Raw genomic sequence first — 16,332 nt, 5'->3', positions numbered from 1 at the left:
CACCGCCGACTACCGGGTAGTCGGCGGTGCAAGGCGTAACCGAGCAAGAAGGGGTTGTTTCCCATGTCCTCCTCCCTCGTCGAAACCGTCGACATCAAGGCGCCGGTCAGCGTTACCTGGGCTCTGTGGAGCGATGTGGCGCAGTGGCCGAAGTTCCTCAGCCACGTACGACGTGTCGATCCGATGGACGAGCGCCGATTCTCCTGGCAGTTGTCCCTGCCGGGCGCAGACAAGAGCTTCGTCGCGGAGCTCACCGAGGTCGTCCCGCAGGACCGGATCGCCTGGAAGACGATCGAGGGCGTGCATCACGCCGGAGTGGTCACCTTCCACCGCCTGGACGAGACGTCCAGCCGGGTCGCCCTGCAGATCGAGTACGACCCCAGCGGGTTCGTCGAGCGCCTGGGCGCTCTGACCAACCTCGACTCCGTGCTTGCCAACTACGACCTGGGCGAGTTCCAGAAGCTGGCCGAGTCAACGGTGGCGGGCGACAGCCCTCGGGGCCTGTGAGACGGAGCGTTCACCGGGTGGTGGAACAACAGCACAGACGTAGCCGCCCGTACGCACCTCTGGAGTGCGTACGGGCGGCTACGTCTGTCGCGGGAACACCGACCGGGTGTCAGCGTCGGGACGGCGTAGAGGAATCTGCCCGCCGGGAGACGAGGCCGTCCGTCTCCGTGTCCGGCCCGTGCTTCGGGCCGTCGGCTTTCTCCGACGCGCGTGCCGTCGCCGAGGCACGCGCGGTACGCAGCGGCGACTGGGTCCACTCGGCGAACCACCAGACTCCCGCCACCACGCACGACCACAGGAGCCCGCCCAGCATCGCGCTCGGCCACGGCGACCGCTCCGCATACCGCTCCACGGCGGTCAGTACCACCCAGCCGATGACCAGCACGGTCACTACTCGTACGCGCCTGTACCTGAACATTCCCGCCCGCTACCCCCTCGATGAGGCCTTACGCAGCGTGACCCTGAAAGAATTCCTCCGGTTCGTGTCCGGGGCCGTGCGGGTGGACCGCCGGGCTGACAGTCATGCGTTCACCCATCCGCGTAGGGCCCCACCCATGCCTCGACGCGAAGAGTCGAGGCCGCCCCGGCGGTCATGGACCAGCGGGTGGCTCGGCCCGCCCGCGCGACGTCTCTTCTCGTGGAACGGGGGTTGTCCGCGACGGCGGGACCAGGTGGGATGATCCCATGAAGAAAGCGCTTTCACCGCTCTCCGCCGAACCCCTGGCACCCTTCGACCACCTCGATCACCGCTACCGCGGGGAGAACCCGGTCCGTACCCTCGGTCATCTCTTCCGGCCCGACCGCGGTCGGCTGGCCCTGGCGGTCGCCATCTTCGTCGTGAAACACAGTCCCATCTGGCTGCTGCCACTGATCACCGCCACTGTTCTCGACGTGGTCGTCCAGCACGGCCCCGAATCGGGGATCTGGAAGGCGAGCGGTGTACTGCTGTTCATCCTCGTGATCAACTACCCGCTCCACCAGTGGTACGTGAGGTGCCTCGCCGGCAGCATCCGTCGTATGGGCATCACTCTGCGCTCGGCCCTCTGTCGCCGGATGCAGCAACTGTCCATCGGCTATCACTCGCGGGTGAGTTCGAGCGTGCTGCAGGCCAAGGTGGTCCGTGACGTCGAAGCCGTCGAACAGATGGTTCAGCAGAGTTCCGACTTGGGGCTCGGCGCGGTGGTCACCTTGATCGGCGGGCTCGTGGTCATCGGAGTGCGGGTACCGGAGTTCCTGCCGGTGTTCCTCGTCGTGGTGCCCGCATCCGGCTTCCTCGTGATGAAACTGCGAGGGCGGCTGCGCCGTCACAACGAGTCCTTCCGCCGCGAGGTCGAGCATCTCTCCTCGCGCGTCGGCGAGATGACCACGCTCATCCCCATCACCCGCGCACACGGTCTGGAACGGACGGCACTCGGCCGGGTCGACGGTTCGCTGCGCCAGGTGTTCGCGGCCGGGATGCGCCTGGACATGATCAACGGCCGCTTCGGTTCTCTGGCCTGGGTCATTCTCAACACCCTCGGTGTGCTGTGCCTCACGGGCTCCGCCCTGGTGGCGTACCACGGGTGGATGGCCATCACCCCTGGCGACGTGGTGATGCTGAGCTCCTTCTTCACCGTCCTGACCGGCTCCGTGACGACTTTGCTGGGTCTGGCTCCCCTCCTCGCCAAGGGGCTGGAGTCGGTGCGGTCGGCAGGGGAGGTGCTGCAGGCACCCGATCTGGAGAACAACGCCGGCAAGGCCCGGGTCGAGAGCGTCGTCGGACGCATCGACTTCGAGGACACCGGGTTCGCCTACGAGGACGGGGAGCCTGCGGTCCACGGCTTCACCCTCTCCGCCCGGCCGGGGGAGACCATCGCACTCGTCGGAGCCTCGGGCGCGGGCAAGTCCACGGTCCTCAACCTGCTCATCGGCTTCATCAGGCCCACCTCGGGCCGCATCCTGCTCGACGGCACCGACATGGCCGGTCTCGATCTCCGTACCTACCGGCGCTTCCTGTCGGTGGTCCCCCAGGAGTCGATCCTCTTCGAGGGCAGCATCCGCGACAACGTCACCTACGGCATGGGAGACACGGACGAGGAGGCACTGGAACGCGCACTCCGGGACGCCAACGCGCTGGAGTTCGTGAACGGCCTGCCGAGCGGTCTGGACACCGTCATCGGGGAGCGCGGCGCGCAGCTGTCGGGCGGTCAGAAGCAGCGTCTGGCCATCGCGAGGGCGCTGATCCGCGATCCGAGGGTGCTTGTGCTGGACGAGGCGACCTCCGCGCTCGACAACCGTTCCGAGGCCCTCGTGCAGGAGGCCCTCACCCGGCTCGTGCACGGCCGAACCGTCTTCGTCGTCGCCCACCGGCTCTCCACGATCCAGGGTGCCGACCGCATAGTCGCCATGGAGGGCGGCAAGATCGCCGAGGTGGGAACGCATGAGGAACTGCTCGGCACGGGCGGTGTGTACGCGGGACTCCAGCCCGCTCACCCGAGGTGATGCCGACTGGCGTTGTCACTCCCGGCCTCGCCGCTACGGTCGGTCGTCCGAGCGGGCGGAACCGAGTACGTCTGCGGGGTGCTCCAGCGGAGAGAGGGGCCGCACGCATCGCCGTATCCGAGTCGTCTGCGGCCGTCGCGGATACCCTCGGGAGCTGGCCGGTTCGAGGCCGGTCGGACCCTGGGAAGAGCTCGCGGCGTCGACGTCGGTGGCGAACGGAACCCGGACCGCTTTCGAGCTCGATCCCGCTTGCTTCGCGCCGGGAGAGGCAATCGCCTGGGCTCTGATTGCGAGTGAACCGTACGGGGAAAATACGGAGTTCATCCCTCGATGGAAATTCGGGAGCTGGGTGGCGTACTCGAACCGGCCGGCCCTCCGTCAGAGCCCAGGGCCAACGGAGGGCTGCCGCAGCGGCAGTCGGAGAAGCCCGCCGTCATGAACTCCGAGGACGGTTCTTCAGGTACCAGTCGAGGAAACGCTCGCTGACACCCTTGGCCTCGCCGAAGTCTTCCTTGAGGACACGCCACATGTACGTGCTGTCGTGTCCGGACGCGTAGGTGCTGCCCTCACCGATTTCGGTGTCGCAGCCGCAGAGACAGAGATTGGGACCAGCGGTGCTCATCATGGCCTCCTGGGCTCTCACGAGAGGATGGGATCCACATTCTCTCTTCCTCAGGCGGCGATGTGGAAGCTCCGTCGTGGAGTGCAGGCGGAGCTCGGGTGCCCAACTCGGCCTTGGACAAAGCCAGATGCCGGAACAGGCCCTGGCCTCGGTGATCGAGGTCCTCGACTTTCAGGTGGCCACGACGGACCCGAAAGGAGCGGTGAAGGACATCGCCCTCGAGGTGGTCCGACGTAACTCGCGGAGCCCCGACTCGGCAGAGGACGGGGCGTTCGCCGAACATGCCGTGTGGATCGAAGGCGAGTCAGGCAGGTGTGGTCGGTCGGCGTGGTGGCCTTTCGTGTGAGCGCGACTGGCCTTGCTCGCCGGTGCAGCGGCGCTGATCCGGCCTCGCAATAGCGCTACTCGGGAGACCTGAAGCATCCTTGCGACTCGGTGGAGCGGATGTCGATCCGGTCACCCCCGTTCCCGACCTCAGGAGCGGAAGCCGATGACGCCGTAGCCCGGTCGGGCTTCCGCGTACCGCATCCAGTCGATGCACTGCCTGACGGCCTCCTCGACTTCGGGTTCCAGCGCTGCGGCCTGTCCTGACTCGTCGACCGCACGCTTGGTGGTCTCGAACTGCCTCAGTGCCTCGGCTATGTGCTCGGGCGACCACTCGCCGCAGCCCGGTGTGTCGGCATACGGCAGGGGAGCGGGCAGGGCGCCGTAACCGAAGTCGTCCACGGACACCGCGGTGATACCCAAGGCATTCAGGCCCTGGTCGACGACGGACAGCCAGCCGCCCCTGTGCGGTGTGAAGCAGTCATTGGGTAGGAAACGGCCGGTGAGTGAGCACAGTCGCTGGTAGGCGTAGCCGTACTGAAAGGCGTGGGACCGGTCTTCGCTGAACGGGCCGCCGTGGACGACTGCACGCAGTGCCTCGTCTGCGGTGGGAGCGCCTTGCTCGATCGCGTAACTGTGGTATTCGTCGTCGCGGGTTGTGTCGTCCCTGAATTCGCTCCGGATCGCCTCCAGTAGCTCATCATCGCGGGATCCGACCCAGGCACGCGTAGCGGCCACGTCGAGGAGGTAGACGCTCAAAGAAGAACTCATCGGACGAACCTAACGGATGCCGCTGACACTCCTGCGGGCGGTTTCGTGAGCCTTGCGACTCTGCCGTGGCTCCGCAGCGGTAAGCGCCCGTGACTGCCCCGCTGCGCGAGCGGCACGGTGAGCCGGGGGCGGCCTTGCACTTCGGGTACGGATGGCGCTCGACGAGATCGGCTTCGGACTCGGGTCCGGCGGACGGTTCTTGATGGGCCGTCATGGGCACGGATTCTCGCACAACGCAAGTCTCGGAACCCTCCTCCTGACACCTTTGCGTGCGAACAGGTCCTGAGAGTCGATCCGCTTCCTGATGGCCTTCGTCCGGCCTCTTTTGATCTTGCTCGGGCAACGGGTCGTTTGTGAGAATCCGACCGTCGCGAGCTCACGAGCTTGAGTCTCCAGCAGGGGGAGACCGGAGGGTGGGGACATGAACGGCCACACGCTCTACTCGATCGGCGAGCTGGCCCGGCGGACTGGTACCACGGTCAAGACCATCCGGTTCTACTCCGACTGCGGACTCATACCGCCTGCTGGCCGCAGCCCGGCCGGCTATCGCCTCTACGACAACGGTGCCGTCGCACGCCTCGATTGCGTGCGAACCCTGCGCGACCTGGGAGTGGACCTTGCGGCCATCCGGAAGGTCATGGACCGGGAACTCGCGCTGTCGGAGGTTGCCGCGGCACATGCCGAAGCGTTGGACGTGCAGATCCGAATCCTGCGGCTGCGGCGTGCAGTGCTGACCACCGTGGCGAAGCGCGGGGCTACCCCTGAGGAGACACATCTGATGCACAAACTGGCCAAGCTCTCTGAAGTCGAACGCCATCAGCTGGTTGGCGATTTCCTCGACGCCGCGTTCGGTGGTGTGGGTACCGACTCCATGTTTACGGGAATCATGCGCTCGATGACTCCGGAACTGCCGGACAACCCCGATACGGAGCAGGTCCAGGCGTGGGTGGAACTAGCCGAGCTGTCCCAGGACCCGGACTTTCGCGCCCTCGTGCGGCAGATGGTCCAGGAGCAGACGGCCGGGTGCGTCCAGGGTGGTCCACCCATGCTGCACAGCAACTTGGCTGCGATCGTCCGTGACCAGATCGCCCCGGCCGTGGCAGCGGGCGTCGAACCAGCCTCACTTCAGGCCGATCCGATTGTCGCGGTCCTCATGACCCGCTGCGCGCATCTTCTCGACTGCCGCGACGATGCAGAGTCCCGATGGCAGCTCCTGGCCCGGCTGGAACGCATGAACGATCCTCGCAGAGAGCGGTACTTCTCGCTGCTCGCGGCGATCAATGGCTGGCCGGGTCCGGAGAGCCTGCGACCGGTGCTCGACTGGTCCGTCCACGCTCTGCAGGCCCGGATGCAGGGGTGATGGGGGGACCGCGGGGCGGCATGGACCAGCTATCGCCGATCTCAGATCAAGGCCCTGCCGTATTTGATCCGGCAATGAACGCTCCCGTCGTACTCAAGGCTGCCGCGACGCTGACCGCTCCCGCTCTCGTTCTTCGCCCCTGGTGCGCGGAAGACGTTGCTGCGCTGGTTGAGGTATACCGAGACCCCGAGCTGCGTCGTTGGACGAACTCTCGTATGGAGAGTGAGGACGATGGACTGAGATGGGTGAGGGCTCAGGAGCAGGGTTGGGTGGCAGGCGACCGGTTCGCCTTCGCAGTCCTTGAAACAGCCCTTGACGCGGCGCCGCTGCGGTTGGTGGGCAATGTGGTGATCAAGGAAGTCGCATCCGGTGAGCCTTCCGCCGAGGTCGGTTACTGGACCGCAGCACGGGCTCGCGGGCGAGGCGTGGCCCGACGAGCCCTGAATACTCTCACCGCCTGGTCCTTCGATGCTTTCCAAGCTGATGGTCTGGAGTGCCTCGAACTCCTCCACCAGGTCGACAACCTGGCCTCCTGCCGCGTCGCCGAGAAGAACGGCTACCAGTTCGACAGGATCCTGCCGTCGGCTCCTCCCTCCTACCCTCTCGATGGTCATCTGCACGTACGGCGCGCAGCTGCCTGACCCCGTCCGTCGACACCTGTCAACGCCTTCTTCTCCACCTGACAATGGGCGTTCCCGAAGCCGTTCTCCGCCGTGAGTTCAGCGAGACTGACGGGGCTTCACCGGGAACCCGGGGCGCCTTCTGTGGTTACGCTCGAATATGTGGTGGGTTCGTCCACGCCGAGCAGCTCGGCGAGACCAACGGATGATCGGCGACGTCCTTGGCGAATGCACCTACGAGGGAGCGGGGAGTCCCTGAGCATCCGGGGCTCCCCGCTCCTCCTGCGCCCGGACCTCGCGCGGCCGTTCGCGTGATACGCACACGCGATCGCATGTCGCGCGACTGTACGGAGTCGACGCCGACGGGATTCGCCTAACCGTGCGAGGCGTCATACCAGAGCGGGACGCCGGGCGGGCAACTTCGACAACTGCACGCCGAGCACGAGCGATTGACGACTACCGTGTGTGTCCGGTGATCAACGGTGGGCTCATATCGGTCGAGCCTGCCTCAGCCGTTGACCCTTGCCTGACCGACCACCGTAGGTGTCACCACACGAATGCCGATTCCTGGTGCCCCACGTACCGAGGACGATGATGTCTCAACTTCGCGCACCCACAGCGCGACCGGAACGCCGCGAAGGCGGACGGCACGGCCGTCCGGGTGGCCGCTCGCACTCGGCCGCGAGCCGGCCGCGCACCGCGCAGCCCGCCCCCGGCGGCCGTCTGCGTTCACAGCTCCTGCGCGCCGCCGTCCTGCCGACCGTGGCCGCCGTGCTCAGCGGCGCCGCAGCCGTCATCTTCACCGTCCGGGCCTCCGGGGTGCACCCGTCGGGCAGCCTCCTGGCGGCGCTCGGTGGATCCGGCGCACTGGCCGTGGCGGCGGTCGCCGCCGCTTTCCTCGGCGCCGGCCGTGTCGCCACCGGGGTGCTCGGCCGCGTGCTCGCGCTCCGACGCACCGAAGCGCAGCACCACGCCGAAATTCAGCGCCTCGTGGAACAGCTCCGCGACGGCGAGCCCCTGCCGGCCCGCGCGGCCACACCCGCCGCCGCCCCCGACGCGGACGCCTTCGATCTCCTCGCCCAGGAGATGGGCCGCTCGCAGGACGACGCCGTTGCCGCCGTCGTCCAGGCATCTCAGCTGTTCCGCAGCAACGGGAACGAACAGAAGGTCGAGGTCTTCGTCAACCTCGCCCGGCGACTGCAATCCCTCGTGCACCGTGAGATCCAGATCCTCGACGAACTGGAGCACGAGGTCGAGGATCCCGACCTGCTCAAGGGCCTCTTCCACGTCGACCATCTCGCCACCCGCATCCGCCGGCACGCCGAGAACCTCGCCGTGCTCGGCGGCGCCGTCTCACGGCGGCAGTGGAGCAATCCCGTGACCATGACGGAAGTGCTGCGCTCGGCGATCGCAGAGGTCGAGCAGTACCCACGGGTCAAGCTGGTCCCGCCGATCGACGGCACGCTGCGCGGACACGCGGTCGCCGACGTGATCCACCTCCTCGCCGAACTCGTGGAGAACGCCACGGTGTTCTCCGCACCGCACACGCAGGTCCTGCTGCGCGCCCAGCGTGTTACCGCCGGACTCGCCCTGGAGGTCGAGGACCGGGGGCTCGGCATGCCGGGCCCAGAGCAGAAGCGGATGAACACCCTGCTCGCCGACCCCGACCAGGTCAACGTCGCCCATCTGCTGCAGGACGGGCGGATCGGGCTGTTCGTGGTCGCCTCCCTGGCCCGCAGACACGGCATCGCCGTACGGCTGCAGAGCAACATCTACGGGGGCACCCAGGCCGTACTCGTGCTGCCCGAGGTCCTGCTGGGCATCGACATCGATGCCACGACGGCGCCCGGCACCGCTCCGGCTCCGCAGCCCCGAGCCGAGCACCGGCCGCCTCCCGCGCACGACGCCCCGCCCCTCGCCCCGCCGCAGACCTCGGTCCAGCCCCCACTGCGGCTGGACGCGATGCCCCGGCAGGACCGGAGCCAGGGGCAGGGGCCCCCGCTGCCGCTGTGTGCCGAGCGGGTCGACCGCCCTGACCTCGCCGCCTCTCCGCCGGGCGAGTCAGTCCCGGCTGCCGGACGCCTCCCGTCCGATGGAGGGGTGCCACCGGCCGGCCCCCTCCCGCCCGACGGGCCGGCGCTGCCGGCCGCACCCGCCCCGCTGCCCGGGGCCCTCGCACCCGTGTCGTCCGCCGTCGACGTGGCGGCCCCCGCCGAAGTGCCGGCGGCCCCCGCCGCGGTGGCCGACCCCGGCCGGCCCCGGCTCCCCAGGCGCAGCAACCAGGAGCATCTGGTTCCGCAGCTCAGGGAGGCTCCGGTTCCGCGTGCCGAGGACGAGAACGCCCTGCACGACCCGGGCCTGATGGCAGCCTTCCGACGGGGGGTCGACCTCGCCGAGGCCCAGACCGCCGAGGAGCCGCAGACGGCGGAGCCTTACGGCACGCCCGGCCCCGCGCCGGCCGCTTCCGGCGTCATGACCGTCGGGGAGCAGCGGTCCCACACCCTGGCCCCGCTGCCCTTCCGCGGATCCGTCCCCACCGCGACCGTCGGTCCGGAGCGAGTGGACCCGGATCACCGGGGACCGCTGACGCCCGAACCGGATCCCCGAACCGAGAACATGTTCAAGGAGTAGATGCACCATGACGAGCGAAATGCCGTCCGGGCAGGTCTCGGACCTCGACTGGCTGCTCGGCGGCCTGGTCCAACGAGTGCCCTACACGCGCAGTGCCGTGCTCCTCTCGGCGGACGGCCTGGTGAAATCCGTCCACGGCATGGACGCCGACAGTGCCGACCACATGGCCGCCCTGGCCGCCGGCCTCTACTCGCTCGGCCGGAGTGCCGGTGCCCGGTTCGGGGACAACGGCGACGTCCGGCAGGTCGTGGTCGAGCTCGACTCGACGCTCCTGTTCGTCTCGACCGCCGGTTCGGGCACGTGTCTCGCCGTCCTCGCGGGCCGCGAGGCGGACGCCGCCGTACTGGGCTACGAGATGGCCATGCTGGTCAAGAGCGTCCGCCCGTACCTGGTGACGCCGCTCCGACAGCCGGCCGGAGCGCCGTTCACGCCGGGGTTGTGAGGATGCCGGCCCCGCAGGACGGGCCGTTGCTCGACGACGCGGCAGGCCGGCTCATCCGCCCGTACACCGTGAGCAACGGCCGGACGAGGCCGACCACCGTGCTCGACCTGCTCTCCCTCGTGATGGCCACGGGGAGCGAACCCCAGGTCCACCTCGGCCCCGAACACACCGTGGCCCTCGAACTCTGCGGCGCACCCACGTCGGTGGCAGAGGTCGCCGCCCACCTCCGGCTCCCCGCCGTCGTCACCAAGGTCCTTCTGTCCGACCTCGTCGACTGCGGGGCGGTCACCGCGCACGCCCCCGCGTTCCATGACATGCCAACCGACCGATCCCTGCTGGAGGCAGTGCTCGATGGTCTACGACGACAGCTCTGACAGCTCCGGAAGCGCCGAATTCTTTCCCGTGGCCCTCAAGATCCTGGTCGCGGGCGGTTTCGGCGTCGGCAAGACGACGTTCGTGGGCGCCGTCAGCGAGATCGCGCCGCTGAGTACCGAGGAGCTTCTCACGCAGGTCAGCGTGGCGACCGACAGCCTCGAAGGCATCGAATCCAAGTCGGCGACCACCGTGGCCATGGACTTCGGCCGGATCACGTTGTCCGCGCAACACGTCCTCTACCTCTTCGGCACCCCCGGACAGGAGCGCTTCTGGTTCATGTGGGACGAGCTGTCCAAGGGTGCTCTGGGGGCGGTCGTGCTGGCCGACACGCGTCGGCTGGCCGAGTGCTTCGCGGCCGTCGACTTCTTCGAGCGCCGCGGTATCGGATTCGTCGTCGCGGTCAACGAGTTCGACGGCGCCTACCGTTACGAACCGGAAGAAGTGCGCGCCGCGCTCGATCTCGGGCCCGCGGTGCCTGTCGTGCTCTGTGACGCAAGGATCGCCAGTTCCGGAACCGGGGCACTGGTCACCCTCGTCCAGCACCTCATCAACGCCACGGCGCCCGCGCCGCTCTCGGGCTTCGGAGCCCACCCGTGACCGCGTGGGGGACAGGACAGCCGCCCCGGTACCGGCCGGCCCGCCGGTACCGGGGCGGGTGGCTCAGTCGAGCAGGAAACCGGTGATCCGCTGCCGCAGCGAGGGTGCGTCGAGTCCGTGCGCCACGAGGTGGTCCGTCATCTGTCCGTACCTGCGCAGTTCGCTCCGGCCGACGCCCAGCCCCAGCACCCGGTGGGGCAGGTCGGCGAGGGCGTCGTTCGCCGCCGCCGTGGACGTACCCGCCAGGTAGGGCTCGACGATCACGACGTCCGCCGTGCCGGCCGTGCCGACCGCCTGACGGAGCCCCGCGGCGTCGAAGGGGCGCACGGTGGTGGCGTACAGCACGGTCGTGTCCAGCCCCTCTGTCGCCGCGAGGACGTTGTCGAGCATCGGTCCGACGGCGACGACCACTCCGCCGCTTCCCCGTCGCACGGTGCCGAATCCTGGATGCGTGACCGGGCGGCCCGTGCTGTTCGACTGCAGGGAGAGCCGGACGTAGACACGGCCGTCCCCCACCACAGCCTGCCGCAGCAGCGCCTCGGCCTCGTCGGGGTGGCCCGGCACGTACACGGTCCAGCCGTCGAGCGTGTCGAGGAGTGCGACGTCGCCCGGCGACATATGGGTGAAGCCCCCGGCCGGCCAGTCGTACGAGGCTCCGGCGCTGACCAGTACCCCGCCCACCCCTTGATGTCCCAGGTCCAGTTTCACCTGTTCGAAGGGGCGCTCCACGAGAAAGCTGGCGAAGGTGTGCATGACCGGCCGCACCCCGGTCAGAGCCATCCCGGCGCCCGCCCCGATGAGCAACTGCTCCCTGATCCCGACATTGACCACCCGGTTCGGATGGGCCCGCTCGGCAGGGCCGAAACCGTCGCGGCTGATCTCGGCGAGCACCAGGGCGATGCGGGGGTCCTCGTCGAGCAGCCGGGTGGTGGTGGTGATGAAGCGGTCACGCATGGTTTCCACGGGTGTGTCCCTCGTCCTGTTCGGAGGTGGATGATCAGCGGGCGGGCGCCACGCGGGCGATCACGGCGTGCGGCCGGCCGGGGTGCGGCGCGGTGAAAGCGGCGTACAGCGCTTCGTGGTCCCGCCCGTCGACGGCCCTGACCGACCACCCGGCGGCCTCGAACCTGGCCGCCATTCCGCCCGGCCTGGTGTACGTCGCCGAGGCGTTGTCGATCACCACGGTGTGCAGTTGCTCGAGCCCGGCCGGCCCCGCATAGGCGATCGCCTCGTGGTTGCTGCCCTCGTCCAGCTCGGCGTCGCCGGTCAGTACCCACACGCGGGGGTCGTCGAGTCCTTGCGCCCGCAGTCCCAGCACGCTGCCGACGGCGAGCGGGAGGCCGTGCCCGAGGGACCCGCTGCCGATCTCGGCTCCCGGCACCAGCAGGCGGTCGGGGTGGTGTCCGAGCGGCGAGTCGTACGAACCGAAGCCGGTGAGCAGCTCCTCGGCGAAGAAGCCGCGTGCGGCCAGCACGGCGTAGTACGCCATGGGGCCATGGCCCTTCGAGAGCAGGAACCGGTCGCGGCCGGGGGAGCCTGCGGTGCCGGGTGAGACCCGCAGTACCCGGTCGTACAGCACCCAGAGGGCGTCGAGCGTCGAGGTCGCGGCGGGGCCGTGCTTCTCGTCTCCGGTCATGAGACTCATCAGCGCGCCGAGTGCGTCGTAGCCGTGGACCGGCGGGGGGATCGTCTTCGTCATGCGTCCCAGCGTTCGGCCTCAACCATGGTTGAGGTCAAGCCCCGGGGAACGGGTTCGTAAGCACCGGTGCAAGTGCGGTATTGTTCTCATGCGCCTTCAGCCAGGGGGAAACCCCAGGTCAGGCAGGCAGCGGGACGTAGCGCAGCTTGGTAGCGCACTTGACTGGGGGTCAAGGGGTCGCAGGTTCAAATCCTGTCGTCCCGACTCGTGAGAGTCGCAGGTCAGGGCCGGTTTCGGAGAAATCCGACACCGGCCCTGACTCGTTTTCGGGGCCGGTGGGCAGCAGTCCGCCGGATCGCCGTTCAGCGGGGGACTGCGGTCCGACTCGGCTGGGAGCGGGGCCACGCAGCGCACTCAGGCGCGTGGCGCGCGCCGTCCCGGTGGTCGTGCTCTTGTGTGCGCGCCACCGGTGCCTCGAACGGGCCTGCATGTCTACATGGCCGTCCCAGACGTCGGCGCGCGTCCGAGAGGCGGCGCGACCCTCTCCCGTCCCAGCGGTGACGGGTGATCAACCGAGGGACAGGCCCTTCATCTCCGCGAGGGCGCGGGCGCCCGAACCGTGCGAGCGGAGGCCGCACCGGTGTGTCCGGTACGGCCTCCGGGGCGTGATGAGTGCCTCAGGCGGTCTCGCCGCTGCCGGAGCCGGTCCCCGCCGCCTTCTTGATGCCCTTGGTGATGTCGTCCAGGACCGAGAGCTCGGGGGCCTCGGTGTTGATGTCGAAGCCCGAGCGGACCACCACCAGCATGCCCTCGGCATTGGGGGAGGGGAACGCGAGCGACTCGACGTATCCGTCGTCCCCGTCCTTGGTCACCACCTTCCAGCGCACCAGGTAGCCCTTCTGCCCGGCGACCGTGACGGCCTCGGACTTCAGCTCATCGTGCGAGGTGATGCCGCCGTAGACCTTCTCGCCGTACGACTCCTCGGCGTTGCTCCTGATGTCGGCCTCCGCGGCGGCCTTCGCCGTGGTCGCCTCGATCTCCAGGGCCTGAGCCGGAGCGGAGGACACTCCGGCGCGCACACACTTCTCGTCCTCGTCGCCCGGGCAGGCGTGCGCGCCGGTCGACACCGCCGCGCCGATCGGCCCCGACCGGCCGGTCCAGCCGTCGGGCACCGGAATGCTGATCCCGCTGGCCGCGTCGGTGGCGTACCCCTCCTCCGTCGGGGGCGTCTGCTGGTCGGGACTCCGGCCGTCGCCGTCCTGTCCGCCGTTCTGCCCGCCGCCGTCCGGCGCACCGGGGAGCCGAGGGCTTTCCGAGGGCGCGGGCGTTGCGGCCGATGAGCGGGCGCCGTCGCCCGAACTGTCGCCCAGCAGGTACGCGCCCCCGCCGACGGCCGCGAGTACGACGACACCGGCGACGATGCCCGCGCCGATGCGTATGCGACGGCGCCGTACCGTCGCGGGCGGTATCCGGAGCTGGCCGGTCCAGTGGCTCCCGTCCCACCAGCGTTCCTGGAGGGGGCCGATTCCTGTGTGCCCGGGGTCTGGATGCCAGCCGGGCGGGGTCATCTGGGTCACAGGAGCACCGTAGGCGCACCGGGTGAGAATCGTATGAAACGCACAGCGTGGTCGTGGTCACGTCAGGCCGTGGCCGCAGCGGAAAGGGCAACTCCGAGCGGCGCCGGACGTGTTCCGTGCGCGCGGTTCCGGGTGGCCCGCGCCCCTCAGGCGTACCGCAGCTCCGGTCGGGGCCTCGACCGCGGCCGGTCTACGGTTCGATCAGTCCGGCCCGGATCGCGTAACGGGTGAGCTCCAGGCGGTCGCGGAGGCCCAGCTTCTGCAGCAGGTTGGCCCGGTGACGTTCCACCGTCTTGACGCTGATCACGAGCATGCCCGCGATCTCCTTCGACGAGTGGCCCTCGGCGACCAGCTTGAGGATCTCCTCCTCGCGCTCGGTGATCGCCCGGTCCGGAACGTCGCCGCCGTCCCTGACCCGGTCCAGATAGTTCCGGATGAGGGCGGTGACGGCGCCCGGATAGAGGAACGGTTCGTCCCGCATGGCCGCACGGCACGCCTCGACGAGATCCCGGTCCGCGACGGACTTCAGGACGAAGCCCGAGGCGCCTGCCTTGAGGGCCTCGAAGAAGTACTGCTCGTTGTCGTACATGGTGAGCATCAGGATGCGCAGCTCCGGCATGACCCGGGAGAGCTCACGGGCCGCCTGAAGGCCCGTCAGGCGCGGCATGGCGATGTCGAGGACCGCGAGGTCGGGCCGCTCGGCGCGCGCCATCTCGATGGCCTCGGCGCCGTCGCCCGCCTCGGCGACGACCTGGAGGTCCGGTTCGCCGTCGAGGATCAGCCGCACGCCCCGGCGGACCAGGGCGTGATCGTCGGCGAGCAGGATGCGGGTCGTCCGGGTTCCGGAGGGGGAGTGGGGCATGATCTCAGGCGCTTCCGTTCCGTACGGGCACTTCGAGGCGAACGTCCGTGCCGCCCTTCGCGCCGGCGGAGAGAGTGAGTGTCGCACCGATGAGCAGGGCGCGTTCGCGCATGCCGCGCAGACCCGCGCCCTCGGGGGCGTCCCCGAGGCCGCGGCCGTCGTCACGGATGCGCAGCTCGACCCCGTCGGGGCTGCGGCGCAGGGAGAGTTCGACCACGGTGGCCCGGGCGTGCCGGACGGTGTTCGTGAGAGCCTCCTGGGCGATGCGGTAGACGACCAGCTCCGCCTCCTCACCTAGCGGCGGCAGGTCCTTCTCCATCCGCCGTCTGATCGTCAGCCCCCTCGGCGTCGGCGTCTCGGTGGTCAGCGCCGTCAAGGCGCTGACCAGCCCGAGCTCCTCCAGTACCCCGGGCCGCAGCCGTCGCGCGATCCGCCGGATCTCGTCGAGGCTGCCCCGGGTGATCTCCTGGACCTGCGTCAGTTCCTCGCGCAGGGGTTCCGGGGCGTGACCGGTGACCCGCTTCAGCTCCAGCAGGACCGCGGTCAGGGTCTGGCCCACCTCGTCGTGCAACTCCTGGGCGACCCGGCGCCGTTCGGCCTCCTGGGCTCCGAGGGCCCGGGCGCTGCTGGTCGCGCGCTCCGCCTCCAGGCGGTCGAGCATGCTGTTGAACGTCTCGATCAGAGCCGCGACCTCACCCTCACCGGCGACCTCCAGGCGCGGCCGCGGGCTCAACAGGTCGGTGGTCGTCATCGCGCGGGTGACGCGTTGCAGCGGCGCGAGGCCCAGTCGCAGGAGCAGTGCGTTCGCGCCGAGCATCAGGGTCATGCCACCGGCCAGGATCAGGGCCTCGGTCAGCACCACGGGGGCGGACACGGTGATCGGGCCGAGCAGCAGCAGGGCACCGGCGGCGACCAGCACCGCGGCGTTGAGCAGGAAGATGCGCCAGAACAGGGACAAGACCGCACGGCCTCCTTCGGACGGGTACGCGGGCGGGCGACTCCCCTCCACTATCGCCGGTCGGGGGTTGCGCGCGGCTGCGGCCCCGGCCCGTGGCCGCGTCTGCATGGTGGACCCCCTCGAAGATGGGTGTCAGCCCCGATGTCCCGCGGCCCCCGCTCGCGCCCACCATGGAGTCGGATCCGAAGGATTCTGATCCGACTGGTCCATCCGATCCGGGAGGGAGTCACCATGCCCCACTACGACGAGCGGCTGCACGGTTTCGAGGACCGGCTCCGCAGCGACGACCCCGAACGCGCCTGCACCCCGGAGCGCAACGCTTCGCGCGGATTCCGCCCCGGTCCCACGACCTGGCTGTGGCTCGCCGTCGGCGTCGTCGGCCTGCTGGCCGGCATCTTCATCGGTCACGGCCTTCTGATCGCGGCCGGGCTGGTCGTGGCGGGGATGGCGGGACAGCTCCTCGACCCGCAGCGGCGAAGGCCGCGGGGCGGCGTGCCGCGGCCTCGCTGAGGCGCTTCCGGGCTTTGGTCCGACCACATGTCCTGTGTGACATAGTCGGCTCATGT

At 69.3% G+C, this 16,332-nt stretch carries 17 protein-coding genes and 1 tRNA gene; 10 read left to right on the top strand and 8 right to left on the bottom strand.

Annotated elements, in window-relative coordinates; genetic code table 11:
- The first annotated feature begins 63 nt into the window (after positions 1-63).
- A complete protein-coding gene (locus JOC24_RS31600; protein WP_205023876.1) occupies positions 64-507 on the top strand; it encodes an SRPBCC family protein in 444 nt (147 codons plus the stop codon).
- Between the two features lie 109 nt (positions 508-616).
- Here the strand turns inward: JOC24_RS31600 and JOC24_RS33610 are convergent, their stop codons facing one another.
- Positions 617-925: a hypothetical protein gene (locus tag JOC24_RS33610; protein WP_239581289.1), complete on the bottom strand. Its 309-nt coding sequence runs from the start codon at positions 923-925 to the stop codon at positions 617-619.
- Positions 926-1,191: 266 nt separating this feature from the next.
- Here JOC24_RS33610 and JOC24_RS31590 point away from each other — a divergent pair, with 266 nt between their 5' ends.
- Positions 1,192-2,988 carry an ABC transporter ATP-binding protein gene (locus JOC24_RS31590; RefSeq protein ID WP_205023875.1) on the top strand — a complete coding sequence of 599 codons (1,797 nt, stop codon included), beginning with the start codon at positions 1,192-1,194 and terminating at the stop codon, positions 2,986-2,988.
- A 433-nt stretch (positions 2,989-3,421) separates the two neighbouring features.
- On the opposite strand, the gene JOC24_RS31585 is transcribed toward JOC24_RS31590, so the two are convergent.
- Positions 3,422-3,610, bottom strand: coding sequence for a hypothetical protein (locus JOC24_RS31585; protein WP_205023874.1), 189 nt, complete (start codon positions 3,608-3,610; stop codon positions 3,422-3,424).
- A gap of 474 nt (positions 3,611-4,084) precedes the next feature.
- Positions 4,085-4,705, bottom strand: coding sequence for a DUF7691 family protein (locus tag JOC24_RS31580; protein WP_205023873.1), 621 nt, complete (start codon positions 4,703-4,705; stop codon positions 4,085-4,087).
- Between the two features lie 421 nt (positions 4,706-5,126).
- On the opposite strand from JOC24_RS31580, the gene JOC24_RS31575 reads away from it, so the two are divergent.
- From JOC24_RS31575 to JOC24_RS31550, 6 genes are all read left to right on the top strand, one after another.
- Positions 5,127-6,065: a helix-turn-helix domain-containing protein gene (locus JOC24_RS31575; RefSeq protein WP_205023872.1), complete on the top strand. Its 939-nt coding sequence runs from the start codon at positions 5,127-5,129 to the stop codon at positions 6,063-6,065.
- A gap of 74 nt (positions 6,066-6,139) precedes the next feature.
- Positions 6,140-6,706 (top strand): GNAT family N-acetyltransferase, encoded by a 567-nt coding sequence (locus JOC24_RS31570; protein WP_205023892.1) that lies wholly within the window; start codon positions 6,140-6,142, stop codon positions 6,704-6,706.
- Between the two features lie 573 nt (positions 6,707-7,279).
- The gene (locus JOC24_RS31565) at positions 7,280-9,316 is read left to right on the top strand and encodes a sensor histidine kinase (protein WP_205023871.1); all 2,037 of its coding nucleotides are present in this window, start codon (positions 7,280-7,282) and stop codon (positions 9,314-9,316) included.
- A 7-nt stretch (positions 9,317-9,323) separates the two neighbouring features.
- A complete protein-coding gene (locus JOC24_RS31560; RefSeq protein WP_205023870.1) occupies positions 9,324-9,758 on the top strand; it encodes a roadblock/LC7 domain-containing protein in 435 nt (144 codons plus the stop codon).
- Between the two features lie 2 nt (positions 9,759-9,760).
- A complete protein-coding gene (locus JOC24_RS31555; protein ID WP_205023869.1) occupies positions 9,761-10,132 on the top strand; it encodes a DUF742 domain-containing protein in 372 nt (123 codons plus the stop codon).
- Positions 10,110-10,730 carry a GTP-binding protein gene (locus JOC24_RS31550; RefSeq protein ID WP_205023868.1) on the top strand — a complete coding sequence of 207 codons (621 nt, stop codon included), beginning with the start codon at positions 10,110-10,112 and terminating at the stop codon, positions 10,728-10,730. Before JOC24_RS31555 ends, JOC24_RS31550 begins: the two co-directional genes overlap by 23 nt.
- Before the next feature lie 63 nt (positions 10,731-10,793).
- On the opposite strand, the gene JOC24_RS31545 is transcribed toward JOC24_RS31550, so the two are convergent.
- On the bottom strand, positions 10,794-11,693 hold the full coding sequence (locus JOC24_RS31545) for a transketolase family protein (RefSeq protein WP_205023867.1): 900 nt from the start codon (positions 11,691-11,693) through the stop codon (positions 10,794-10,796).
- A gap of 34 nt (positions 11,694-11,727) precedes the next feature.
- Positions 11,728-12,429: a transketolase gene (locus tag JOC24_RS31540; protein WP_205023866.1), complete on the bottom strand. Its 702-nt coding sequence runs from the start codon at positions 12,427-12,429 to the stop codon at positions 11,728-11,730.
- Positions 12,430-12,559: 130 nt separating this feature from the next.
- Here JOC24_RS31540 and JOC24_RS31535 point away from each other — a divergent pair.
- A tRNA-Pro gene (locus JOC24_RS31535) sits at positions 12,560-12,633 on the top strand.
- Positions 12,634-13,046: 413 nt separating this feature from the next.
- Here the strand turns inward: JOC24_RS31535 and JOC24_RS31530 are convergent.
- The 3 genes from JOC24_RS31530 to JOC24_RS31520 all read right to left on the bottom strand — a co-directional run bounded on the left by JOC24_RS31530 (position 13,047) and on the right by JOC24_RS31520 (position 15,766).
- Positions 13,047-13,937, bottom strand: coding sequence for a DUF2510 domain-containing protein (locus JOC24_RS31530; protein ID WP_205023891.1), 891 nt, complete (start codon positions 13,935-13,937; stop codon positions 13,047-13,049).
- Positions 13,938-14,136: 199 nt separating this feature from the next.
- Positions 14,137-14,808 (bottom strand): response regulator, encoded by a 672-nt coding sequence (locus JOC24_RS31525; protein WP_205023865.1) that lies wholly within the window; start codon positions 14,806-14,808, stop codon positions 14,137-14,139.
- A gap of 4 nt (positions 14,809-14,812) precedes the next feature.
- On the bottom strand, positions 14,813-15,766 hold the full coding sequence (locus JOC24_RS31520) for a sensor histidine kinase (protein WP_205023864.1): 954 nt from the start codon (positions 15,764-15,766) through the stop codon (positions 14,813-14,815).
- Between the two features lie 231 nt (positions 15,767-15,997).
- On the opposite strand from JOC24_RS31520, the gene JOC24_RS31515 reads away from it, so the two are divergent.
- Entirely contained in the window at positions 15,998-16,276 is a 279-nt protein-coding gene (locus JOC24_RS31515) for a DUF3040 domain-containing protein (protein WP_205023863.1), read from the top strand.
- Positions 16,277-16,332 lie beyond the last annotated feature (56 nt).

It is taken from the genome of Streptomyces sp. HB132 (assembly GCF_016909575.1).
Taxonomy (GTDB): Bacteria; Actinomycetota; Actinomycetes; order Streptomycetales; family Streptomycetaceae; genus Streptomyces.
The sequence above is the reverse complement of the archived record's forward strand: the minus strand, read 5'-3'. Positions and strand labels throughout refer to the sequence as shown.